Origin of the sequence: Flavobacterium sp., assembly GCF_035456085.1 — a bacterium.
Taxonomy (GTDB): Bacteria; Bacteroidota; Bacteroidia; order Flavobacteriales; family Flavobacteriaceae; genus Flavobacterium.
In genome coordinates this window covers 1-21,995 of sequence record NZ_DATIDY010000234.1, presented here as the reverse complement: position 1 = coordinate 21,995, position 21,995 = coordinate 1, and the positions used below count along the sequence as shown (strand labels likewise).

Annotated in this window: 27 protein-coding genes and 1 tRNA gene; 14 read left to right on the top strand and 14 right to left on the bottom strand. The window is 32.5% G+C overall.

The window, feature by feature from the left end; genetic code table 11:
* Positions 1-74: 74 nt before the first annotated feature.
* The 10 genes from VLC96_RS17540 to VLC96_RS17495 all read right to left on the bottom strand — a co-directional run bounded on the left by VLC96_RS17540 (position 75) and on the right by VLC96_RS17495 (position 6,176).
* Positions 75-785: a PH domain-containing protein gene (locus tag VLC96_RS17540; RefSeq protein ID WP_325265008.1), complete on the bottom strand. Its 711-nt coding sequence runs from the start codon at positions 783-785 to the stop codon at positions 75-77.
* Positions 786-869: 84 nt separating this feature from the next.
* Positions 870-1,238 (bottom strand): MmcQ/YjbR family DNA-binding protein, encoded by a 369-nt coding sequence (locus tag VLC96_RS17535; RefSeq protein ID WP_325265006.1) that lies wholly within the window; start codon positions 1,236-1,238, stop codon positions 870-872.
* Positions 1,239-1,589: a DUF4260 domain-containing protein gene (locus VLC96_RS17530; RefSeq protein WP_325265005.1), complete on the bottom strand. Its 351-nt coding sequence runs from the start codon at positions 1,587-1,589 to the stop codon at positions 1,239-1,241.
* On the bottom strand, positions 1,589-1,987 hold the full coding sequence (locus VLC96_RS17525) for a GNAT family N-acetyltransferase (protein ID WP_325265004.1): 399 nt from the start codon (positions 1,985-1,987) through the stop codon (positions 1,589-1,591). The genes VLC96_RS17530 and VLC96_RS17525 overlap by 1 nt, the downstream gene beginning before the upstream one ends.
* Before the next feature lie 73 nt (positions 1,988-2,060).
* Positions 2,061-2,513, bottom strand: a complete 453-nt coding sequence (locus tag VLC96_RS17520; protein ID WP_325265003.1) for a DUF3291 domain-containing protein — start codon at positions 2,511-2,513, stop codon at positions 2,061-2,063.
* 49 nt (positions 2,514-2,562) lie between these two features.
* Positions 2,563-3,696 (bottom strand): radical SAM family heme chaperone HemW, encoded by a 1,134-nt coding sequence (hemW, locus tag VLC96_RS17515; RefSeq protein WP_325265001.1) that lies wholly within the window; start codon positions 3,694-3,696, stop codon positions 2,563-2,565.
* A gap of 111 nt (positions 3,697-3,807) precedes the next feature.
* Positions 3,808-4,680: a hypothetical protein gene (locus VLC96_RS17510; protein ID WP_325264999.1), complete on the bottom strand. Its 873-nt coding sequence runs from the start codon at positions 4,678-4,680 to the stop codon at positions 3,808-3,810.
* Positions 4,681-4,719: 39 nt separating this feature from the next.
* Positions 4,720-5,274, bottom strand: coding sequence for a crossover junction endodeoxyribonuclease RuvC (gene ruvC, locus VLC96_RS17505; RefSeq protein ID WP_325264998.1), 555 nt, complete (start codon positions 5,272-5,274; stop codon positions 4,720-4,722).
* Positions 5,275-5,327: 53 nt separating this feature from the next.
* Positions 5,328-5,678, bottom strand: coding sequence for a hypothetical protein (locus tag VLC96_RS17500; RefSeq protein ID WP_325264997.1), 351 nt, complete (start codon positions 5,676-5,678; stop codon positions 5,328-5,330).
* Positions 5,679-5,756: 78 nt separating this feature from the next.
* On the bottom strand, positions 5,757-6,176 hold the full coding sequence (locus VLC96_RS17495; RefSeq protein WP_325264995.1) for a DUF1003 domain-containing protein: 420 nt from the start codon (positions 6,174-6,176) through the stop codon (positions 5,757-5,759).
* A gap of 125 nt (positions 6,177-6,301) precedes the next feature.
* On the opposite strand from VLC96_RS17495, the gene VLC96_RS17490 reads away from it, so the two are divergent.
* The gene (locus tag VLC96_RS17490; RefSeq protein WP_325264993.1) at positions 6,302-7,246 is read left to right on the top strand and encodes a hypothetical protein; all 945 of its coding nucleotides are present in this window, start codon (positions 6,302-6,304) and stop codon (positions 7,244-7,246) included.
* Entirely contained in the window at positions 7,243-8,340 is a 1,098-nt protein-coding gene (locus tag VLC96_RS17485) for a glycosyltransferase family 2 protein (RefSeq protein ID WP_325264991.1), read from the top strand. The genes VLC96_RS17490 and VLC96_RS17485 overlap by 4 nt, the downstream gene beginning before the upstream one ends.
* Before the next feature lie 117 nt (positions 8,341-8,457).
* Here the strand turns inward: VLC96_RS17485 and VLC96_RS17480 are convergent, their stop codons facing one another.
* Positions 8,458-8,934 (bottom strand): hypothetical protein, encoded by a 477-nt coding sequence (locus tag VLC96_RS17480; protein ID WP_325264989.1) that lies wholly within the window; start codon positions 8,932-8,934, stop codon positions 8,458-8,460.
* A 112-nt stretch (positions 8,935-9,046) separates the two neighbouring features.
* Between VLC96_RS17480 and VLC96_RS17475 the strand changes: the two genes are divergently transcribed.
* On the top strand, positions 9,047-9,547 hold the full coding sequence (locus tag VLC96_RS17475; RefSeq protein ID WP_325264987.1) for a DUF456 domain-containing protein: 501 nt from the start codon (positions 9,047-9,049) through the stop codon (positions 9,545-9,547).
* Between the two features lie 378 nt (positions 9,548-9,925).
* The gene (locus VLC96_RS17470; protein WP_325264985.1) at positions 9,926-10,171 is read left to right on the top strand and encodes a hypothetical protein; all 246 of its coding nucleotides are present in this window, start codon (positions 9,926-9,928) and stop codon (positions 10,169-10,171) included.
* Between the two features lie 32 nt (positions 10,172-10,203).
* Here VLC96_RS17470 and VLC96_RS17465 read toward each other — a convergent pair whose 3' ends face one another.
* Entirely contained in the window at positions 10,204-10,791 is a 588-nt protein-coding gene (locus VLC96_RS17465; RefSeq protein WP_325264984.1) for a riboflavin synthase, read from the bottom strand.
* A gap of 58 nt (positions 10,792-10,849) precedes the next feature.
* Between VLC96_RS17465 and pdxA the strand changes: the two genes are divergently transcribed.
* From pdxA to accC, 6 genes are all read left to right on the top strand, one after another.
* Positions 10,850-11,899, top strand: coding sequence for a 4-hydroxythreonine-4-phosphate dehydrogenase PdxA (gene pdxA, locus VLC96_RS17460; RefSeq protein ID WP_325265025.1), 1,050 nt, complete (start codon positions 10,850-10,852; stop codon positions 11,897-11,899).
* A gap of 84 nt (positions 11,900-11,983) precedes the next feature.
* Positions 11,984-12,526 carry a YceD family protein gene (locus tag VLC96_RS17455; RefSeq protein WP_325264982.1) on the top strand — a complete coding sequence of 181 codons (543 nt, stop codon included), beginning with the start codon at positions 11,984-11,986 and terminating at the stop codon, positions 12,524-12,526.
* Between the two features lie 9 nt (positions 12,527-12,535).
* Positions 12,536-12,733 (top strand): 50S ribosomal protein L32, encoded by a 198-nt coding sequence (gene rpmF, locus VLC96_RS17450; RefSeq protein WP_325264981.1) that lies wholly within the window; start codon positions 12,536-12,538, stop codon positions 12,731-12,733.
* A gap of 178 nt (positions 12,734-12,911) precedes the next feature.
* On the top strand, positions 12,912-13,910 hold the full coding sequence (locus tag VLC96_RS17445) for a beta-ketoacyl-ACP synthase III (protein WP_325264979.1): 999 nt from the start codon (positions 12,912-12,914) through the stop codon (positions 13,908-13,910).
* A 21-nt stretch (positions 13,911-13,931) separates the two neighbouring features.
* Entirely contained in the window at positions 13,932-14,420 is a 489-nt protein-coding gene (gene accB / locus VLC96_RS17440) for an acetyl-CoA carboxylase biotin carboxyl carrier protein (RefSeq protein WP_325264978.1), read from the top strand.
* Positions 14,421-14,572: 152 nt separating this feature from the next.
* The gene (accC, locus tag VLC96_RS17435; RefSeq protein ID WP_325264976.1) at positions 14,573-15,919 is read left to right on the top strand and encodes an acetyl-CoA carboxylase biotin carboxylase subunit; all 1,347 of its coding nucleotides are present in this window, start codon (positions 14,573-14,575) and stop codon (positions 15,917-15,919) included.
* Positions 15,920-16,069: 150 nt separating this feature from the next.
* Here accC and VLC96_RS17430 read toward each other — a convergent pair.
* Positions 16,070-16,143 (bottom strand) — tRNA-Ala (locus VLC96_RS17430).
* Between the two features lie 126 nt (positions 16,144-16,269).
* Here VLC96_RS17430 and VLC96_RS17425 point away from each other — a divergent pair.
* Genes VLC96_RS17425 through VLC96_RS17410 form a run of 4 tightly spaced genes read left to right on the top strand, consistent with a single transcriptional unit; the run spans position 16,270 to position 20,445 of the window.
* The gene (locus tag VLC96_RS17425) at positions 16,270-17,028 is read left to right on the top strand and encodes an enoyl-CoA hydratase/isomerase family protein (protein ID WP_325264974.1); all 759 of its coding nucleotides are present in this window, start codon (positions 16,270-16,272) and stop codon (positions 17,026-17,028) included.
* A 2-nt stretch (positions 17,029-17,030) separates the two neighbouring features.
* Positions 17,031-17,201, top strand: a complete 171-nt coding sequence (locus VLC96_RS17420; protein WP_325264972.1) for a hypothetical protein — start codon at positions 17,031-17,033, stop codon at positions 17,199-17,201.
* A gap of 18 nt (positions 17,202-17,219) precedes the next feature.
* Complete coding sequence (locus tag VLC96_RS17415; protein ID WP_325264971.1) at positions 17,220-18,224, top strand: hypothetical protein; 1,005 nt, start codon at positions 17,220-17,222, stop codon at positions 18,222-18,224.
* Positions 18,184-20,445 (top strand): hypothetical protein, encoded by a 2,262-nt coding sequence (locus VLC96_RS17410; protein WP_325264970.1) that lies wholly within the window; start codon positions 18,184-18,186, stop codon positions 20,443-20,445. Before VLC96_RS17415 ends, VLC96_RS17410 begins: the two co-directional genes overlap by 41 nt.
* 107 nt (positions 20,446-20,552) lie before the next feature.
* Here the strand turns inward: VLC96_RS17410 and VLC96_RS17405 are convergent, their stop codons facing one another.
* Positions 20,553-21,236 carry a ComF family protein gene (locus VLC96_RS17405; protein ID WP_325264968.1) on the bottom strand — a complete coding sequence of 228 codons (684 nt, stop codon included), beginning with the start codon at positions 21,234-21,236 and terminating at the stop codon, positions 20,553-20,555.
* Positions 21,237-21,995 lie beyond the last annotated feature (759 nt).

Below are 21,995 nucleotides of genomic sequence, written 5' to 3'. Positions count from 1 at the left end.
TTTATACACAATAAAAAAAACAAACCCCAACAAATTAAAACTTGTCGGGGTCTTGCATTTTAAAAAATTAGATTTTACATTAAACTAAGAATCTCTTTTTTGAAAGCGTCATATTCTGCTTGCATAATCAATCCATTATCAAGAAGTCTTTTGTAATTTTGAAGCTTTGCAAAAAGTTCATCTTGTGATAGTTCACTCGTTTTTTTCTCAGTTGGAGCAGTTGTGTTTTCTGCAACAGGTTCTGAATAGTTAGAAACTGCAGGCATAATTTCAGCAAAATTGGTAACTTCTTCTGTTTCCATTTCTTCAATCAATTCTGATTCCTGAATTAATTCTGGAGCAATTTCTTCGGTTATTACAGACGCAGAAGCTTCGGTTGCAGTTGCACCATTTTTCAATATATCCAATTGTTCTTTGGCAAAAGTTGCAATTTTTCTAGCTTGAATTTTTGGAATATAATCGATAGAAACCTGAATTTGTGTTTTAGTCGAAAAAGAAAATTCAGAACCTAAAATATTCTCTTTCATAAAAGTTCCTTCAATTTCATCCCAAGTAAAATCAGTGAAATTCATTGAAAGTCCCATGTTTTTTGGCTGACAAATAATAATTCTTTTATTAGTCACAACAATACTATCAGGAAAAACAGTAATAGCAGGTTTTTTCTGAACTGCGATATACCCAACTTCTTCGTTTTTCATCAATAAATCATTCAGTTTTGAAGTGATTTTTTCGATGGCTTTTGGATCTTGTTCTTCGTTAAGAAACTTTTTAAGATTATCAATCATAGTATTTTATTTGAAAGTGTCTGAGGTTTTTTTGACAAAAGTAATGTCTATTTTTCTAATTGCTTCGCCTGTTCGGTAAATTTTTTACCTCGAGTCAATAATTTCGTTTTGAATTTTCTTGCTTAAACTTTTAAAAACCAAGTCATACGAATGGTCTATCAATTCCTTGAGCAAAACATTCGTCACATCACTATTAACTGTGATAGTGTTCCAATGTACTTTGTTCATATGGAATCCCGGATTTATTCCATCGTAATCAGCTCTGAGTTCTTGTGCTTTTTCAGGATCACATTTCAGATTCACAGATGGACTTCCTTTTTCCCATTGTAACAAAGAAGAAAGAGCAAATATTTTTCCGCCCACTTTAAAAACCAAAGTATCTTCATCGAAAGGGAAATGCTCCGTAACTCCTTTTTTAGAAAGGCAATATTCGTAGTATGTTTCTAAATTCATTTATTTTCCGATTTCACCCAAATGGGTATATTTAAAACCTGTTTCATATTTCAAACCATAACCAAACATCCTGTCCATAGACGAATGTGCAAATAAAATCACGCCGGAAAGTTGAATTTCTGCATTCGAACAATAAATTCCAACAAGATATACGACAATTGCAATCCCTCTATGATGAGCTACATTATAGCAAAAAGCACCTGTTTTATTTCCAAATACATAACCAATCATTGAAAAATCAGGTAATAAAATTAAAACCAAAAACCACCACCAAGCGTATTGCATTTGGTTGAAAAAATAAATTCCGAGTATAAAAAGTCCTAATTCTTCTAATTTGATAACTGATTTCATCACACTATTTTTTCCATCATTCGTTCGGGATATGCTAACTCTTTAAAACCAAATTTCTGATATAAAAAATGGGCGTCTCTCGTTGCTAACCTCCATATTTTCACTTCTTTCAAAGTAGGCTCTTCCATCATCGCCGAAATCAAAATCGAAGAATATCCTTTTCCTCTATGTTCTTCGGTAATAAAAACATCCATCATATAAGCAAAAACTACGTAATCGGTAATGACACGGGCAAAACCAATTTGGACATCATCCAAATAAATTCCAAAACAAACCGAAGCATCAATCGTTCGTTGTACTTCATCAATAGTTCTTCCTGCAGCCCAATAAATATCTTTTAGAAAATGCTGGATAAAAGGGATGTCTAGTTTTTCTTTATTTGTAGAAACTGTGATCATTTTTTAAAATAGATTTTGATAAGCCCAGCTCAAAAGTCTTTGTCGTTATTCATTTGTAGTTTTAAAAAAACTATTAAAGTGGTTTGGGAAATTTTTGTTTAAGGTTAAAAACTATTTCTGAAGGACCATTCCTTTGCAAATAATCCAATTTTTCCATTGCTGTTGCAAGTTCTGGAATTTCACCTTTTTTAACCCACCACAAAGCAGTTGCAACCTGTCCAAAACTGTGAAACCATTCTTTTCTGCGCCTTAAAAACTCGGAATGAAAGGTTTTATACATATAATGCTCCAGCGTTTCGATACTTTCCCAGATTGAATAATTTACAATAATTTGTTCGTCATTGTATGGATTCAAATTTGTTGCGTTATTGTCCTCGTCTTTTAAACGCCATACAAATCCATCACTTTTCTCAGCGAGTTCATTGACTTCGTCAAGATTATCGACAAATTCTTTCATAATGGGATCGTTAATGTTAACACCCTTCATTTTAGCAATATTTATTTCTGCAAGATGATATTCTGCCATTTTATATTTTTTATTAAACAGTAAAAATCTGTAATCCACTCGATTACAACTATTCCAAATTTAAATAAAACAAATCACTTGCGATTCCATCAGTCAAAAATTTTCCTTTTGAGGTAGGTTTCAAAATGTCGTTTTTAATAAAAAGTAAATCGTCATTTATAAATTTCTGAGCTTGTATCTGTACATAATTCGAATATTTGCTGCCGAATTCGGTTTCTATTCTGTCCAAAGAAACGCCCCAAATCGTTCGCAGACCTGTCATAATATATTCGTTGTAACGGTCGGTAATGGACAACACTTCAACTTCATTCGGAAGATTATTTTCATGAATGGATTTTAAATAAAGAGGATTATTCGAAATATTCCAACTTCTGGAAACGCCATCATAACTATGAGCTGACGGACCAATTCCTATATATTTTTTGCCCAACCAATAAGCTGAATTGTTTTTGGAGAAATAATTTTCTTTCCCAAAATTCGACAATTCATAATGGACAAAACCATTCGCTTCAAGTATTTGGACTAAAATTTCAAAATGTTCTGATGCTACTTCATCTTTAGGTTGCGCAATTTTTCCGGTCTGAATGAGTTTGTTCAAAGCCGTTTTGGGTTCAACTGTCAACGCATAACTCGAAATATGAGGAATGCCAAAACTCAGAGCATTTTCAATATTTTGTTTCCATTTTTCGTTGCTCATTCCAGGAATTCCATAAATCAAATCAATGGTAATATTATCGAAATATTTTGTTGCTATTTCTAAACATTTTTTTGCTTCCACCGAGTTATGAGCCCGATTCATCATTTTCAAATCTTCTTCGAAAAATGATTGAATTCCGATGCTGAGTCGGTTGATTCCAATTTTTGAAAGTGCAATCAAATATTCTTCTGATAAATCGTCAGGATTGGCTTCGAGCGTAATTTCAGGACTTTCAGCAACTGCATAATTTTGATAAATCGAATCAATCTGCAATCTCAAATCTGCAATCTGCAATCTACTTGGCGTTCCACCGCCGAAGTAAATAGTTTCAACAATTTCATCTTTAAATTCACTTTTGCGCATTTGCAATTCTTTGGCAATAGCCAAAACCATTTCGTCTTTCTTCTTCATTGAAGTCGAAAAATGAAAGTCACAATAATGACAAGCCTGTTTGCAAAACGGTATATGGATGTAGATTCCTGACATAATAAAAAAAGAGCAAGTTAAATCTTGCTCTTGAATAATTATCATTAATCTCCGTAAAAATTAAAATTATATTTTAATGCTGTCCGGAGATTCATTTTGTATTTGATTATTTTATCTTCCTTCTTTAAATTTTCCTTCAGTAATGACAATTTTTGAGCCATTAACAGGATGAGTTGCAACTAAACTAAAAGTTCCTTCGACATAGTAATCATTTACAGTTGTATAAGTTACAGTACCGGCAACATTATAATCTATAAATTCATGTGTTGCCAAATCAAATTTTTCAACAGAGATTCTATTTGCAAAATTATTGCTGCTAAAAGGGAAAGTTCCTGTTTTTAAATCTCCTCTTGGGAAAACAATACCCAAGTTATATTCGCCGTCATTCTCAACATTAAGAATCGTTTGAGACAATGACGTAGTGCTACCAAAGGACATAGCATGCCAATCTTTCCCATCTATTTTTGCAAAAGTTCCTAATCCAGCAATATTTGGAATCAAATTTGAATAAGAAACATCGAATGCGCCGCTTACCGTAATAAAATTTGATGGATTAGTGATATAATTAGATTCAAAGTCATATCCATCGTCATACAATTTTCCAGAAAATTTCACTTTCACCGTTTTATTGGCAGTATTAAGTTCTATTATTGTAAAAGTAAAAGTATTTGCAGTAAAAATTTCTGAAACTTCATGCATTGGAACTGTACTTAATGCTGAGACACCATGTGTAAATCCTTGGAACAAATTGCCATAAGTATTAAACTTAAAATCGATTCCAATTCCGTCAGTTGTTTGGCCGGAAACTTCAATGAAGTCGTCCATTTTGATTGCCTCCCATGAACTTATTTTCTTTGTTTCATTATTGTAAACAAAATCAAAAGAACCTACTGTTGATGCGTTGTCTGAATTATTTTCATCTGAAGAGCATGATGTGATAAGGGCTGTAAATAAAATAAAAGCAATAAATTTAATTTTTGTCATTTTTTAAGATAGGTTAAGTTGATTTTTTTGCAAATATAATTATTTTCTTACCTTATCCTCATTTTGTTTTACAAAAGAATCCCAACCCGAATAACTTTTTCCTGCAACTATTTTTCCAGAATTAAAGAAATGACAAACTGCCGCCGCCAAACCATCGGTGGAATCTAGGTTTTTAGGCAATTCTTTCAAACCCAATAATTGCTGAAGCATTTTAGCAACCTGTTCTTTGGTAGCATTTCCGTTACCAGTAATTGCCATTTTTATTTTTTTGGGCTCATATTCAGTAATTGGAATATCTCTCGAAAGTCCCGCAGCCATTGCAACGCCTTGTGCTCTTCCTAATTTTAGCATTGATTGAACATTTTTTCCAAAGAAAGGGGCTTCAATAGCGATTTCATCGGGATGATGGGTTTCTATTAATTCTATAGTGCGTTCAAAAATGATTTTTAGCTTTTGATAATGATTGTCATATTTGGACAATTGCAATTCGTTGAGCTGCAAAAATTCCATCTTTTTATTGACCACTTTTATCAATCCAAAACCCATTATTGTGGTTCCAGGGTCGATTCCTAATATGATGCGTTCTTTTGTCAAGGTTTGCTTTTATGTTATTATGTAGTCTTAAATGGGGTAAACTTCCGAGATTTTTATTCGGTTAGTCTTTGTATTTCCTGATCGCTTAAAAATTCCAATTCACAAAATAAACACGCTCCATTTCCGCCTTTTGGATTTCGATAACCAATTACAGTTCCTAAATTTGTAGTTTCTGCCTGGATTACTACTATTAATTCTCTCTCTCCATTTTCCTGATTGGTCAAATATGCTAATTTTGGTAAATCCATTTTGAAAGCTTTATGCTCTGGATCTGAATGTTGTAAACAAAAAACCGCAGTTTTATTTTTGGTTTCTTTTTCAGTTGCAATTCTTCCTGAAATTACTGGAATTGTTTTCCATGATTTTATTTCAAATGCTTGCCAGTCTAAGTAATTTTTCATCATATTTGGGGGTTTTTGATAATTAAATATAAATGTTAGTAATTCGGGGGTATGTATGTTAATTTTTAATTTATCATTTTTTTAATTCGTTTTAATCTCTTCCAAAATTTTAATTATTTTATCTAATTTTTCGACTTCGATTTTATCTAATCTCAATGCTAGAGCTTCAATTTCCAATTTTGCTTCTTTATTAGTTTGATAATCCGATTGCGCTTGGATTCGGTCTCTTTCACTTTGTCTGTTTTGAGACATCATTATAATAGGAGCGGCATAAGCAGCCTGCGTAGAGAAAACCAGATTAAGTAATATAAAAGGGTAGGCATCCCAATGATTTATATAGCCTATCAGATTTAATCCCATCCAAACTATTATAAAAACAGTCTGAAGAATAATGAATCTCCAGGAACCCATTCCATTTGCTACTGAATCAGCCAAACGGCTACCAAAACTTAGACCTTCTTTATGTTGATCGTGCCAGTTTTTATTGTGAAGTAAATTCATGAATTCTAATTTTTAGATTATTTCTACGATTTCTATTTTATTATTGAAAAATAAATGAATATTCATTACAAAACTCTGCAGACCTTAATGCCACTTGTATACTAGTTTTTCCTTTACTTTGCGGCATGATTATAATTCCGGACAAAATTAAACAATTCCTTGTACTTCTTGTCAAACTTTTGATTGTTGGTGCTGCCTTTTATTTTATTTACGATCAATTGGCTAACAATGACAAACTGGATTGGCAAAAATTTCTAATTTTATTTCACAAAAATCAATCGGTTTTAGGGATTGGTTTTATTTTGATTTTGAGTGTTTTGAACCGTTTGTTTGAAATTTTAAAATGGCAAAATTTAGTTTCTTTTCTAAGACCAATTTCTTTGGCAGAAGCTACAAAACAGGTTTTGGCTTCGCTAACTGCAGGTTTATTTACACCAAACGGGCTGGGAGAATATGCAGGAAAAGCATTGTATTTTGATAAAAAAGAAGCAAAAAAAATTGTTTTCTTAAACCTGATTTGCAACGGGATCCAAATGATTTTGACCGTTATTTTTGGTGTTTTTGGATTATTATATTTCAATGCACAATACAATGTAATTACTTCAAAAACAGTTGCGATACTTTTTGGCATTTGCCTGTTGCTCGTTGGAATTCTATTTTTTACAAAAAAAATAAATATCAAAGGCTATTCTATTGAGAAACTGATTCGTAAAATCAATGAAATCCCAAAAACCATTCATCAAAAAAATATAGTTCTGGCTATTTTTCGGTATTTGGTTTTCTCACATCAATACTACTTTTTATTCTTAGCTTTTGATGTCGATTTGCCTTATTTCATTTTGATATCGGCTATATCGAGTGTTTATTTTCTGGCTTCGTCCTTACCAACTTTTCAGTTTTTAGATTTTGCCGTAAAAGGAAGCGTAGCAGTCTATTTCTTTGGAATATTAGGTGTAAACGAATGGGTGGTTATTTTTATTTCTACCTTGATGTGGTTTCTAAATGTGGTTTTGCCGGTGCTTATAGGCAGTTATTATGTATTGAATTTTAAAACTAAAACTGTGCAATGATTTTGACTTTATTAGGCATATTAATCATTTATGTCCTTATGATAGGTTGGCTCATTTATGGTTTTACCAAAATAAATTCATTTGAATATACTGGCTCAACGCCAAAAACCAGTTTTGCAATTATTGTTCCTTTCCGAAATGAAGCAGAAAATTTACCCATTTTATTAGACAGTATTTCGAAGTTGAATTATCCAATCCATTTATTTGAAGTGATTTTGGTTGATGATGAATCAGATGAAGAATTCAGATTGCAGAGTTCAGCGTTTAGTATACAAATTGTGAGAAACAACAGAAAATCAAATTCTCCAAAGAAAGATGCGATAACTACAGCGATGCAATATGTAAAAACCAATTGGGTTATTACTACCGATGCCGATTGTGTAGTTCCTGAAAATTGGTTACTTTCTTTAGATAATTTTATTCAGTTAAATGCTATTGATATGGTTGCAGGAGCAGTTACTTATGATTGTAAAGACTCGTTTTTGCATCATTTTCAGCAATTGGATTTGGCGAGTTTACAAGGAGCAACTATTGGTAGCTTCGGAATTAAAAAGGGTTTTATGTGCAATGGCGCTAACTTTGCTTACACCAAATCTTTCTTTCAAAAACTCAATGGATTCGAAGGAAACAATAGTATTGCCAGTGGCGATGATGTTTTTCTTCTCCAAAAAGCGTTATCTCAATATCCAGAAAAAGTAGCTTATCTAAAATCTAAGAACTCCATTGTGATGACAAAACCTGTGAATGATTGGAAATCGTTATTTTATCAAAGAGTTCGTTGGGCGTCAAAAACTTCTTCTTATCAAATTGCCTTTGGAAAATGGTTGGGAATTTTGGTTTTTCTTATGAATTTGGAATTGGTTTATGCTTTTGTTCTTATGATATTTGGTATTTTCCCAAGCTTTTTTCTTGGAACCGTGTTCATCTTCAAATTTGGAATTGATATTATTTTAATAAAAAAAACTCATCATTTTTTAGGCAATAACAAAATGCACTATTTGCTTTTAAGCAGTTTGTTATATCCTTTTTTCAGTATAGCTGTAGCTCTGTATTGCCTATTTGGAAAATACGAATGGAAAGGGAGGAGGTTTTAGATTTGAAATTGCGGAAGACAGTTTTGTAGCAATTTTATAAAGATTTCAGATTATAATTTTAAAATCTGCAATCTAAAGTCTACAATCTGAAAACTGCATTCTGAATTCTAAAAAAAACTATTGAACTTTTAAAATAACTGGAAGTATAAATTGTGTTTTTACAGGTAATCCACGCTTGATGGCAGGATTGATTTTTGGGAAATCGACCAAACGTGCTCTTAAAATACTATCAATTTTCACTCTATCATACGTAACCGAATCTTTCGGGAATTGCGGTTCGAATTTCATAGTTGCATTTGGGAAAACCGTTACTTTTACTTCAATCGTATCCAATTCAGGATAAAGCATCGCCAAAGTATCACTGCACAATTTCTCTTGGATTAACTGCGTCAAAATCTCAAAAAAACATTGTTGACGTTGTTTTTTGTCCTCAATTTTATCGCAATCCACCACCGATGGATATTCATCTACTTCTTTCCAATTGATCGCCTTCAATTCCTTTTGCAACAATTCCTTTTCAGAAGGAACTTGCTTGTCAAAGTATTGACAGGAATTAAAAAGTATAAAGGCCAAAAAAAGGGAATATTGCTTCAATGTTTATTTTTTGAATGGAACTACTATCATATAAAAATACAATTATTTTTCCCATATTCGTAAATTGAATACGCGTTGCATTTTCGATTTCAAAATTACTAAAAATATTTTTATGGATTTCCTCCTTTTGTTATTGGGTTTTATTTGCGTTATAGTCGGTATTTTAGGCAGTTTTCTACCCGTTTTACCAGGTCCAAGCATCAGTTGGGTTGGAATTTTATTGTTATATTTTACATCGGCTGTTCCGACCAATTATTGGATTTTGAGTATTTCGGCCATTATAACTATTATACTCACGATTTTAGATTATATCATTCCTGCCAAGGGGACTAAGAAATTCGGCGGAAGTTCCTATGGTATTTGGGGGACCAACATCGGTCTTATTATTGGACTACTCGCTCCAATTCCTTTAGGTTTTCTGATTGGACCTTTTGTCGGCGCTTTTGTGGGCGAACTCATTTATGACAGCAAAGACCATCAACGCGCTTTGAAAGCTGCGACAGGTTCGTTATTTGGGTTTTTGGCTTCCTCTTTCATGAAATTTATTGTCTGCATCATGTATCTAGGATTGTTTCTTTGGATTGTATGGCAATATAAAACAGAATTATTTTAGAAAAATTAAAATAGTTGAGCGAGACTATGTAAAAGGGCTACTTTACTTTGTTATGGGTCTTAATACGCTTAAATCTGCTTGTTTCTAATTTCAATAAATAAATATTAATCTTTTACCTACTTACTAAATTTTTTAAATTTTATTTTTTTGAAAGCTAGAATAAAAAACAAAAAACTTGTAATGCCCTTGTAATTAGTGTTTTGGATACTTGACGCAATTATTTTTGTAGGTTTTTATTTCGTAAAAATAATTTATAGTATTATTTCAACGTTTAAAATGAGCATTTAAACATAAATTATTTCTTTTTAATTTAAAAAAAAAATATATTTTTGCGCCTTGACATTGGTCATATTAAGTTTTCCCCCAACCCCCAAACCTATGAAAACAAATTTAAATATAGCTTTATATAGAATTGCGTTTTTTCTTTTTTTCTTTATTGGATATGTTGCTCATGGACAAGATCCTGCAGAACCATGTGATGATATACCTGGGGCACCTCTTCCCCCTTGTGTAAAAATTGACGCACCTATAGACTCAAATCTTGTAATATTGCTAATCGTTGCATTAATTTTCGGAACATACATTATATACAATCATAAAATAAACAAAAAAAGAGCAATTTAAATTGCTCTTTTTTTGTTTAAACATTTGCAGTTCTATTTATTACTATACAATCTAGAAACATACTTTCCAATTACATCAAATTCTAAATTAACCTTTGTCCCAACAACAAACGAATTAAAATTTGTATGTTCATATGTATAAGGAATAATAGCGACACTAAAGTTGTCTTTTCCAGAATCTACAACTGTCAAGCTTACTCCATTAACAGTTATAGATCCTTTCTCGATAGTAATATTTTGCAATTCAGAATCATACTCAAAAGTATAAAACCAACTTCCATTAGTTTCTTGGGCTACTATACATGTTCCAGTTTGGTCAACGTGACCTTGTACAATATGTCCATCCAAACGATCGCCGAGCTTCATCGCTCTTTCTAGATTAACATGGTCGCCAACTTTCCAATTTGAGATATTGGTTTTTTTAATAGTTTCACCAATGGCGGTAACGGTATAGCAGTTTCCTTCAATAGCGACTACTGTTAAACATATTCCGTTATGAGCGACACTTTGATCAATTTTTAATTCATTAGTAATTGCCGAATCTATAGTGATGTGGATATTATCTTGCTCTTTTTTGATTTCTTGGACAATACCAAGAGTTTCAATTATTCCTGTAAACATTTGTTGTTTTATTTTACTAAATTTGCAGTTCAAAATTAGCAATAAATAACCAGAGCACATTATGAAAAAAGCAGAAAATATAATCGTCGGAATTTCAATAGGAGATTTAAACGGTATTGGAAGCGAAGTTATCTTGAAAACATTCGAAGATGCCCGAATGTTAGAACTATGTACCCCTGTTATTTTTGCCAATGTGAAAATCTTATCATTCATTAGAAAAAATTTTGAATCAACCGTCGCTTTACAAGGTATAGATAAGTTAGATCAAATAGTTATCGGTAAAGTCAATGTTTATAATCTTTGGAAAGAAGGTGTCGATTTGAACCTTGGAACAAATGATGAAAAAATAGGCCAATACGCTATTAAATCGTTTGTAGCTGCTACCAAAGCGCTAAAAGAAGGAGAAATAGACGTGCTAGTTACAGCACCTATTAATAAATACAACATTCAATCGGAAGAATTTAAATTTCCAGGACATACAGATTATCTAAATCAAGAATTAGAAGGCGATGCTTTAATGCTAATGGTACAAGATAACTTAAGAGTTGGTTTGTTGACCGATCATATTCCAATTAATGAAGTTGCATCTCATTTGACAGAAGAATTAATTGTTAAAAAAATCGAAACGATCAACCAGACTTTGATCCAGGATTTCAGTATTAATAAACCTAAAATAGCAGTGTTAGGATTAAATCCACATTGTGGTGACGGAGGAGTTATTGGAACTGAAGATGATAAAGTATTGAGACCTACTTTAAAAAAAATATTTGATAAAGGAATTCTAGCATTTGGGCCTTTTCCAGCAGATGGATTTTTTGGAAGTGGTCAATATGAAAAATATGATGCCATTATCGCGACTTATCACGATCAGGGTTTAATTCCGTTTAAAACATTATCTTTTGGAAGCGGAGTAAATTATACAGCAGGTCTTAATAAAGTGAGAACGTCTCCAGATCATGGAACCGCTTACGATATAGCAGGTCAAAATAAAGCGGATTATAACTCTTTTAAAGAGGCTGTTTACCTTGCAATTGATGTTTATAAAGCAAGAAATCAATATGCTGAAATCAGTCAAAAGCCTTTAAAAACTAAAGAAAAACAGTTATAAACAAAAAAAGGTGAATAACATTATTAGAATTCCATTTATTTTATATCTTTGCACTCCCGAAGTTTAGGGCAAATTGTTGTTGACATGAAACAGACAAAAGAATATACAATTCCTTTCGTAGGATTGAAGCTGGGGAAACATAAATTTGAGTATCAAATAAGTAATGCGTTCTTTGAAATCTTTGATTATAATGAATTTCAAAATTCAGATATCAAAGTTAATGTTGTTTTAGACAAGAAAAGCAATTTGTTGGAGTTAAGTTTCAAACATGAAGGAACCGTAAATGTTCCTTGTGATCTTACAAGTGAAGATTTTGATTTGCCAATAAAAGGTAAATTAAAACTAATTGTTCGATTTGGTGAAACGTTTAATAATGATAATGAAGAATTGCTGATACTTCCCTTTGGAGAGTTTGAAATAGACATCGCTCAATATATATATGAGATGATAATACTTTCAGTTCCATTAAAAAGGATACATCCAGGAGTAAAGGATGGAAGTCTAAACACTGAAGCTTTGACAAAACTGAAAGAATTGACAATTAAAGAGCAAAAAAAAGAGAAAAAAGAAGAAGAGAATATAGACCCACGTTGGGACAAATTAAAGCAACTATTAACGGATAAATAATATAGTAAAATGGCACATCCTAAGAGAAAGACCTCAAAAACAAGAAGAGACAAAAGAAGAACACATTACAAAGCTACTGTAGCTCAAATCGCTACATGTCCTATTACTGGTGAAGCACATTTATACCACAGAGCTTACTGGCACGAAGGAAAAATGTACTACAGAGGACAAGTTGTTATCGATAAATCATCTGTAGCTCTTGCTTAATACGTTTTTGTAAATAATACTAGAACTCTCACCTCGTGAGAGTTTTTTTTGTTGTTTATAATTTCGCCCCCCCAAATAAGAAAAACTTAACCGAATTAGTTTGGTTTTTTTATTGTAATTTTAGAGACTTTTAAAAATTTTGCAAATGGCAACATTTGGCAATAAATAATCGCATATAATGAGTACAATTACAGCCGCAATTACCGCAGTTGGTGGTTATGTTCCTGACTTTGTTCTTTCAAACAAAGAGCTAGAAAAGATGGTCGACACAAATGATGAATGGATAACCACACGCACCGGAATTAAAGAAAGAAGAATACTAAAAGATGCTGATAAAGGAACTTCTTTTCTTGCTATAAAAGCTGCACAAGATTTAATCACCAAATCAAATATCGATCCTCTTGAAATAGACTTAGTTTTGATGGCAACTGCAACCGCAGACATGCCTGTAGCAGCTACGGGTGCTCATGTAGCAACTTCAATCGGCGCTACCAATGCATTTGCATACGATTTACAAGCGGCTTGCTCAAGTTTTCTTTTTGGAATGTCAACTGCTGCTGCTTATATTCAATCTGGAAGATACAAAAAAGTACTACTTATAGGTGCAGATAAAATGTCATCCATTGTTGATTATACAGACAGAGCAACTTGCATTATTTTTGGAGATGGAGCAGGGGCTGTATTATTTGAACCTAATTACGAAGGATACGGTTTACGAGATGAATATTTAAGAAGTGATAGTGTTGGCCGTGATTTCTTGAAAATACCTGCTGGAGGTTCTCTTTTGCCAACAAGTATAGAAACAGTAAATGGCAACAAACACAATATTATTCAGGACGGGAAAACTGTTTTTAAATATGCAGTTACCAATATGGCAGATGCAAGTGAATTGATTCTAAAAAGAAACAATTTGACTAACGAAGATGTAAATTGGTTAGTGCCACATCAAGCAAACAAACGAATTATTGATGCTACTGCTCATAGAATGAATCTTGAAGACGATAAAGTATTAATGAATATTGAAAAATATGGAAATACAACATCGGCAACACTCCCTTTAGTACTGTACGATTTTGAACATCTTTTCAAAAAAGGTGATACTATTATTTTTGCTGCTTTTGGCGGTGGATTTACTTGGGGATCCATTTACCTAACTTGGGCCTACGATAAAAAATAAATTAACTAAAAAGAAAAAATTATGGATTTAAAAGAAATTCAAAATCTAATTAAATTTGTAGCAAATTCAGGTGTTGCAGAAGTGAAATTAGAAATGGATGATGTTAAAATCACCATTAGAACTACTTTAGAAGGAAATGTAACAGAGGCAACTTATGTGCAACAAGTTCCTGTTCAAAACATTCTTCCTCAGGCTGCCGCTCCTCAACAGATTGCTCCTGCTGCTGCCGCTCCTGCTGCTGAACAACCAGCTGCTGAACAAACAAATAATTACATTACAATAAAATCACCAATCATTGGTACTTTTTATAGAAAACCATCTCCAGACAAACCTATGTTTGTAGAAGTTGGTAAAACTGTTGCTAAAGGAGATGTTCTTTGCGTAATTGAAGCGATGAAATTATTCAACGAAATAGAATCAGAAGTATCTGGTAAAATCGTAAAAATATTGGTTGACGATATGTCTCCAGTAGAATTTGACCAACCTTTATTCTTAGTTGATCCATCTTAAGGAATTATAAATTATAAATTATAAATTATGAATTAATTGAATGTTTGCGTTTACTTATTTTATAATTTATAGCTATATAATTAAAGTTTAAATCTTCGTGATTTTGAAAGAAGAATTTAAAATTTATAATTCATAATTTAAAATTTAAAATTATGTTTAAAAAAATACTAATTGCGAATAGAGGAGAGATAGCTCTTCGTGTCATCCGAACGTGTAGAGAAATGGGCATCAAAACAGTTGCTGTTTACTCTACTGCAGATGCCGAAAGCTTGCATGTGAAATTTGCTGATGAAGCTGTTTGCATTGGCCCCCCACCAAGTAATTTATCTTATTTAAAGATGTCAAATATTATTGCTGCTGCAGAAATTACAAATGCGGACGCAATTCATCCAGGTTACGGATTCTTGTCTGAAAATGCAAAGTTTTCTAAAATTTGTCAGGAACACAACATAAAATTCATTGGTGCCTCTCCTGAAATGATTGATAGAATGGGGGATAAGGCTTCTGCAAAAGCTACTATGATAGAAGCAGGGGTTCCTTGTGTACCAGGTTCAGTTGGAATTTTAGAATCTTATGAACAAGCTGCCGAATTAGCTAATCAATTTGGATATCCAGTTATGTTGAAAGCAACTGCCGGAGGAGGTGGTAAAGGAATGAGAGCTGTTTGGGCTCCTGAAGACTTGCTTAAAGCTTGGGAAGGAGCGCGTCAAGAATCGGCTGCTGCTTTTGGAAATGACGGAATGTATCTTGAGAAATTAATCGAAGAACCTCGTCATATTGAAATTCAAGTTGTAGGTGATGCGTATGGTAAAGCTTGTCATCTTTCTGAAAGAGATTGTTCTGTTCAACGTCGTCATCAAAAATTGACTGAGGAAACACCTTCGCCTTTTATGACAGACGAATTGCGTACTAAAATGGGAGAAGCAGCTGTAAAAGCAGCCGAATATATAAAATACGAAGGTGCTGGAACTGTTGAGTTTTTGGTTGATAAACATAGAAACTTTTACTTCATGGAAATGAATACTCGTATCCAAGTAGAACATCCAATTACTGAACAAGTTGTTGATTATGATTTAATTCGTGAACAAATTTTGGTAGCTGCCGGAGTGCCTATTTCGGGAAGAAATTACTTGCCTCAACTACATTCAATTGAATGTCGTATCAATGCTGAAGATCCGTATAATGATTTCAGACCTTCTCCAGGGAAAATCACAACATTGCATATGCCAGGTGGACACGGAGTGCGTTTGGATACTCACGTATATTCGGGTTATACAATTCCGCCAAATTACGATTCAATGATTGCTAAATTAATTACTACAGCCCAAACTCGTGAAGAAGCTATTAGTAAAATGAGAAGAGCTTTAGATGAATTCGTAATTGAAGGGGTAAAAACTACAATTCCATTCCACAGACAATTGATGGATGACCCTAAATATATTGCAGGAGATTATACCACTGCTTTTATGGAAAGTTTCAAAATGAATGATCCTGAATAAAATAATTAAAATCCCATTCTACAGATTGGGATTTTTTTTTGCTGAAAATTTAGCATTATAAATATTTTGAATCTCCGATTTATAAAGTAAATTTTGTTCAACGGAAATAAAAAAAGCACTTACATTGAATTTGTAAGTGCTTTTTGTGTGTGGAGAATATCGGATTCGAACCGATCACCTCTACGCTGCCAGCGTAGCGCTCTAGCCAAATGAGCTAATCCCCCAGTTGGGGCAAATATAACATTTAATTATAGGAATATGCAAATTTCAAATTGACTATTCTTTTAAATGAAGAAAAAAATAACACTTTACTTCCTTTACTTTTTTAACTTTACAACAAAATAGGCCTTATGTTGACACCTGACAAAAACGGAACACTTTTAACCAGCATTGAAAATAAAATTGCTACGGTTCAATTTGGTCATCCTGCAAGTAATTCTTTTCCGAGAGTTTTGCTGGATCGATTGACTAACGAACTTTCGTATTTAAGTGACAACGAAGAGGTTTCTGTAATTATTTTAAAAAGTGAGGGAACAGGAGCTTTTTGTGCCGGAGCCTCTTTTGATGAATTACTTGCGGTAAGTACTATTGAGGAAGGAACACGTTTTTTTACAGGGTTTGCCAACTTGATTAATGCGATGCGTACTTGCAAAAAAATAATTATTGGTCGTATTCATGGTAAAGCTGTCGGTGGAGGAGTCGGAATTATTGCCGCTTGCGATTATGCTTTAGCAAGTCAGGAAAGTAGTATCAAATTATCTGAACTAGCTATAGGAATTGGACCTTTTGTAATTGAACCCGCTGTTAGTAGAAAAATCGGTAAAATTGCGATGTCCGAAATTACGTTGGCTACACATGAGTGGAAAACTGCTTCATGGGCTTTGCAAAAAGGTTTTTATGCTAAAGTCCTCGATACAATTGAAGAGCTTGATTTGGAAATTGAAGCTTTTTCTAAAAAAATTGCTGCTTATAATCCAGAAGCACTTTTTGAAATGAAAAAAATATTTTGGGATGGAACATCACATTGGAACAAACTTTTAAAAGAGAGAGCCGCAATTTCTGGAAAATTAGTCCTTTCTGATTTTACTAAAAATGCTTTAATAAAATAATAATGACACTTTTTATTCAACTACTTCAAAAAGTAAATATTGAAGAAAAAATTAAAAACGCACCCGATGAAGGATATCAAATAGGTGTACTTATTGGTTCTTATCTGCCATTTGTATTATTGGTATTGTTGGCTTATTGGACATACAGCCGTGCCAAAAAACGTAAAGAGTAATTTAAAAGCACCATTTTTTTGAAAAAAATATTCTTTTTCGGTTTTGTTTTATGTTTATTATTTTCTTGCCAACAACAAGAAAAACCAATAATCTCTTTTTATTATTGGAAAACTATTTTTAGGCTTTCACCAAAGGAGAAAAATTGTTTGGATGAAAATCAGGTGAAGAGACTTTATATCCGATATTTTGATATTGATCTAAACCCTAACACCAAGCAGCCTTATCCAAGAACTCCAATTCGTTTTGAAAATAAAACAGACAATTTTGAAATAATACCCGTTATTTACATCAAAAATAGCGTGATGATTGATACTCAATTAAACATTTTAGATCTAGCTAAAAAGACAAATGATTTCATTCAACAAATCAATTCCAAAACCAACATTCATATTCAAGAAATTCAAATCGATTGCGATTGGACTCTTGCAAGCAAAGACAATTATTTACGGTTTATTGAGGTTTTCAAAAAAGTTTCAAATAAGAAACTTTCAGCAACGATTCGTTTACATCAAATAAAATATTTTAAAAAAACAAAGATTCCTAATGTAGATCATGGCGTATTGATGTATTACAACATGGGCAAAATTGCTCCAGATTCTTTGAACTCAATATACGACCGTAACATTGCCAAACGTTATTTATCAAGTCTTAAAAATTATCCGTTGCCAATAAATATCGCGCTTCCTATTTATTCGTGGAGTATTCATATTAGGGATGGAAGAATAATTAGACTTATCAATAAAACTGATTCAAAAAAAATAAAAAGCAACAGTAGTTTTGTTCTTACAAATAATAATTGGTTTATTTGCAAAAAATCTACTTTTTTAGAAGGCATTTTTTATAAAGAAAATGATCAACTCAAAATAGAAGAAGTAACAAATCAAGATTTGCTCGAAATGGCAAAGGATCTAAAAGAAAATACAGATCAAAATCCAAAAGAAATTATCTTTTATGATTTAGACGGATTCAATTTAAAAAATTATGAAAAAGAAATTTTTGAAAAAGTTACTGATTGCTTTTAGTGCAATTATTCTTTTTATTTATGGCACTATTTATGCTTGTGGTGGTGGTGATTGGGGTTGGTCATTCGATTCCAATTTTACGCCAGAAACTTTTGTGGATAAATCGTACTCACCGCTTTTTTTGTCCACAGATGTTTTTTATGGAATCAGTTTTGATACCGAACATTTAACAAGATTCAACGATGAAAATATTAAAGATTGGTCAGCTTATTTAGAAAATAAAATTAACCAAAAAGACCTAACCTTTTTCCTGACAGATTCCAGTAGTGCTGATGTGGCTAATTTATTTCTTTACTATAAAAAAGGTAAACCAAATAAATCTTCTGAGAAATGGAATAAAAAACTAAAATTAGAGGATAGCAAAATTCAAAATTTCATATTGTTTTTAAATGATGCTCAATCAGTCGAGACGTATTCTACTCAAAGATTTGATTCTTGGAGTTATGACGAAACTGTAAAAAAAGAAGTCATTTCTGACCTTAAATGGATTAAATCATTAGAGCAAAAATATAATGATTCAAAAGATTCTTTTCTGAAAAACAGATATTGGTTTCTGGCAATAAAAGCTAGTTTTTATAGTAACCAACAAGCAAATGGTGTTTCATTTTTTAATCAAACAGAAAAATTAGCGCCGAAAAACGTACTTTATTACCGTGCGCTAGCCTACATGGCAGGGATTGAATATCAGCAAAAACATTATGCCAAATCAAATTTCCTATACAGTAAAGTATTTGACAAATCTCCAGCTTTGAGAGTGGTTTCTGCTTATTGTTTTCATCCTCAAGAAGAAAAAGATTGGAAGCAATCCTTAGCCATGGCCAAAACAGATGAAGAAAAAGCGGCACTTTGGGCAATTCAAGGATATTATAATGACGAAGAAAAAGCGATTGCAGAAATTTATAAGCTACAACCAAAAAATGCACATATAGATTATTTATTGACTCGTTTAATTAATAATCAGGAAAGTAAAATAGATCGTTCTTTTAAGGACAAAACTGTTATTGACAACAAAAAAACTACGAAAGATAGCATTCGGAAATCGACTATCAATTTAGTTACAAAAATTGCACAATCCAATAAGACATCTCAACCGTACTTATGGAATATTGCTGCTGGTTATTTGCAAACTCTAAATGGGAATTTCAAACAAGCCGACAAAGACTTTGATGAAGCTGAAGAAAAAATGCCGAAAACTCTTTTGGCTCAAGGTCAATTGAGATTATTGAGATTTGTGAATAATCTTAGCAAAATTGATAAGCTTAATTCTGAAAATGAAAAAACGATTCTCCCTGATTTGTCTTGGCTGTATTTAGAATTGCCAAAAAAACCAATTGAAAATTTCCGATATGAAAATGCAACATCATGGAGCCGAAATTATTTGGCTGCATTATATCGTTCTCAAAATAATACCGTAATGGCAGAAATTTTCAATCGCGAAGACAGTTTTTATGACAATGAAAAGCAACTTCTGGATATGAAAGCTTTTTTATCAAAAGAAAACAAGACTGAAATTGAGAAAATCGGAGCTTCTATTTATTCTGTAAAATTAGCTGACATCAATTATTTTCAAGGAACGAAGGCCGCTTTTCAAAACAAAATTCCCGAAGCCATAACTTTTATAAAGCAAGCCGAAGGTTTAGGAAATACTGTCTTTTACGGAAATCCATTTTTAGGAAATATCAAGGATTGTCACGATTGCGATCATCTTTCAGCTCAAAAGAAAAAATACACAATGCTCGATTTTCTTACCATTATTCAAAAAATGCAGAATAATGTAAATAAGCAAATAGATGTATACAACAACAATCTTTTACTTGGAAATGCTTTTTATAACATCACACATTTTGGAAATGGGCGTTTGTTTTATGAAGGAAATATAGCGGGAGAAGGTTCTACACCAGATTTTTTCAGAGACCCTATTCGCGACATGATTACCAATTGTTCTTTGGCGAAAGCTTATTATCAAAAAGCATTTGAAGCAGCCAAAAACAACGATCAAAAAGCCAAAACGCAATACATGATTGCCAAATGCGAACGAAACGAATATTATAACAAAAAATACTATTCGCTTAATTTGTCCAATTGGGACATTCAGGATGATCAAATCAATTTTATCGCTTGGCAAGGTTTTAAAAATTTAAAAGCTAATTATTCTAAAACCAAATATTATAAGGAAATCATCAATGAATGTGGCTATTTCAAAACCTATGTTCAAAAATAATCATTTTGGCATGACCTCGTTTAGGAAACGAGCTTACTTATAGAACTGCTTATTCTCCCATTTCCTAAACGAGGTCGGGCTGTACGCAAATCAGTATTCGTCTAAAATCAAGAATGTGCCATCGCCATACAAATTATACTGATTTTTGTACCTGGAATTTTAAGCAAAGCTTTTGAGCAAGCTTCTAATGTAGCGCCTGTTGTTAGCACATCATCAATCAGTAAATAATGTTTATTAAAATCTTCGGTCTTAAAAGTAACATCAAAAACAGATTCAATTCCTTCAATTCTTCCCAAAAGATTTTTCTTTGATTGCGTTTTCGAATACACTTTTCGTTTCAAAATGCTGTCATTCATCGGAATATTAAAGTTTTCAGACAAAGCCAGTCCAAAATTAGCAACCTGATTATATCCTCGTTCTTTCATTCTTTTTGTATGCAAAGGGACAGGAATAATGGCATCAATATTTTTCAAAACATTATTTTGTTTCAAATCGACCGCATACCACTCACCCAAAAATGTTCCTATTTCTTCATGTCCTTTATATTTTAAGTTATGAATCATTTCCTGAACCATCCCTTTCTTATGAAAATACAAAAAAGCAGAAACATACTCCACAGGAATCCGACCGTAAAATTTTTTGAATGCTTCGTTTTCTGGATTCAAGTGATGATTGGTCAAAGGCAATTCATGTCTGCAAACCGTACAAACCACATATTCATTGGAGCCAATAAAAGATTTGCAACCAACACAAACCTTCGGAAAAAACAAATTAATTAAGCTTTCAAGCATTTTTGAAAAAGATTTATTTATAAAAATAAGAAAATACTTGGGTTAATTGCTTTTGGCACTAGATTTAATTTTTTTTCTAATCCATGAAAAATGAATTTTATTTTAATTGAAATGTAGAATATCTCCAGTTTTTACAGAACGAAAACAATAATATATAATATAATAAGGAGCTAAATCCTGCTATCCGTTCCAATCTTGTTGCCCGAACCCCGGTCAACAAGGATTTCCACTACACACGAGCGAAGCGAACTGGCGAAGCAATCAGGGCTAGGGCTTTGGTTTTTCATAAGAAGTGAAAGTAAAAATACACACCTTATATATAGGAGAAAAGTATTCAAATTAAATCCGCGTAATCCGTTTTATCTGTAGCTCATTTAAATGCTAGTAGCCCCATGCATACTAAAAAGACTAATAAAACAGTGTAATTCGCCCCTAGCGTAAATAAACAGATAAAATCTCCAATTGTAAACTGTGGGTTACCAAGGCATTAAAAAATAAACGAAAAATAAATGCAAAAAGTCCTTGTTTTAACGGATAAACTAGCTACTTTTGCACCCGCAACAACGCAGACGTTCTTTTAAATACTGACAGGCTAACAAAATCAAATTGAAAAAAGTTTTTTCAAAAAAAGATTGATAAAAGCTTGCCAGAAACAAAAACGCTGCTTATTTTTGCACCCCGCTAAAAGCGCAAGTTATTTGAAAAGCTGATAAGAGAAAGAGAGGAAAACGAAAATAAAATTTTTCAAAAAAACTTTAA

Bases quoted from the DNA above. Each gene is read 5' to 3' on its own strand.
- VLC96_RS17540 (WP_325265008.1), bottom strand. From the start codon at position 785: ATGATTGATAATCTTAAAAAGTTTCTTAACGAAGAACAAGATCCAAAA.
- VLC96_RS17535 (WP_325265006.1), bottom strand. From the start codon at position 1,238: ATGAATTTAGAAACATACTACGAATATTGCCTTTCTAAAAAAGGAGTT.
- VLC96_RS17530 (WP_325265005.1), bottom strand. From the start codon at position 1,589: ATGAAATCAGTTATCAAATTAGAAGAATTAGGACTTTTTATACTCGGA.
- VLC96_RS17525 (WP_325265004.1), bottom strand. From the start codon at position 1,987: ATGATCACAGTTTCTACAAATAAAGAAAAACTAGACATCCCTTTTATC.
- VLC96_RS17520 (WP_325265003.1), bottom strand. From the start codon at position 2,513: ATGGCAGAATATCATCTTGCAGAAATAAATATTGCTAAAATGAAGGGT.
- hemW (WP_325265001.1), bottom strand. From the start codon at position 3,696: ATGTCAGGAATCTACATCCATATACCGTTTTGCAAACAGGCTTGTCAT.
- VLC96_RS17510 (WP_325264999.1), bottom strand. From the start codon at position 4,680: ATGACAAAAATTAAATTTATTGCTTTTATTTTATTTACAGCCCTTATC.
- VLC96_RS17500 (WP_325264997.1), bottom strand. From the start codon at position 5,678: ATGATGAAAAATTACTTAGACTGGCAAGCATTTGAAATAAAATCATGG.
- VLC96_RS17495 (WP_325264995.1), bottom strand. From the start codon at position 6,176: ATGAATTTACTTCACAATAAAAACTGGCACGATCAACATAAAGAAGGT.
- VLC96_RS17490 (WP_325264993.1), top strand. From the start codon at position 6,302: ATGATTATAATTCCGGACAAAATTAAACAATTCCTTGTACTTCTTGTC.
- VLC96_RS17485 (WP_325264991.1), top strand. From the start codon at position 7,243: ATGATTTTGACTTTATTAGGCATATTAATCATTTATGTCCTTATGATA.
- VLC96_RS17475 (WP_325264987.1), top strand. From the start codon at position 9,047: ATGGATTTCCTCCTTTTGTTATTGGGTTTTATTTGCGTTATAGTCGGT.
- VLC96_RS17470 (WP_325264985.1), top strand. From the start codon at position 9,926: ATGAAAACAAATTTAAATATAGCTTTATATAGAATTGCGTTTTTTCTT.
- VLC96_RS17465 (WP_325264984.1), bottom strand. From the start codon at position 10,791: ATGTTTACAGGAATAATTGAAACTCTTGGTATTGTCCAAGAAATCAAA.
- VLC96_RS17455 (WP_325264982.1), top strand. From the start codon at position 11,984: ATGAAACAGACAAAAGAATATACAATTCCTTTCGTAGGATTGAAGCTG.
- rpmF (WP_325264981.1), top strand. From the start codon at position 12,536: ATGGCACATCCTAAGAGAAAGACCTCAAAAACAAGAAGAGACAAAAGA.
- VLC96_RS17445 (WP_325264979.1), top strand. From the start codon at position 12,912: ATGAGTACAATTACAGCCGCAATTACCGCAGTTGGTGGTTATGTTCCT.
- accB (WP_325264978.1), top strand. From the start codon at position 13,932: ATGGATTTAAAAGAAATTCAAAATCTAATTAAATTTGTAGCAAATTCA.
- accC (WP_325264976.1), top strand. From the start codon at position 14,573: ATGTTTAAAAAAATACTAATTGCGAATAGAGGAGAGATAGCTCTTCGT.
- VLC96_RS17425 (WP_325264974.1), top strand. From the start codon at position 16,270: ATGTTGACACCTGACAAAAACGGAACACTTTTAACCAGCATTGAAAAT.
- VLC96_RS17420 (WP_325264972.1), top strand. From the start codon at position 17,031: ATGACACTTTTTATTCAACTACTTCAAAAAGTAAATATTGAAGAAAAA.
- VLC96_RS17410 (WP_325264970.1), top strand. From the start codon at position 18,184: ATGAAAAAGAAATTTTTGAAAAAGTTACTGATTGCTTTTAGTGCAATT.
- VLC96_RS17405 (WP_325264968.1), bottom strand. From the start codon at position 21,236: ATGCTTGAAAGCTTAATTAATTTGTTTTTTCCGAAGGTTTGTGTTGGT.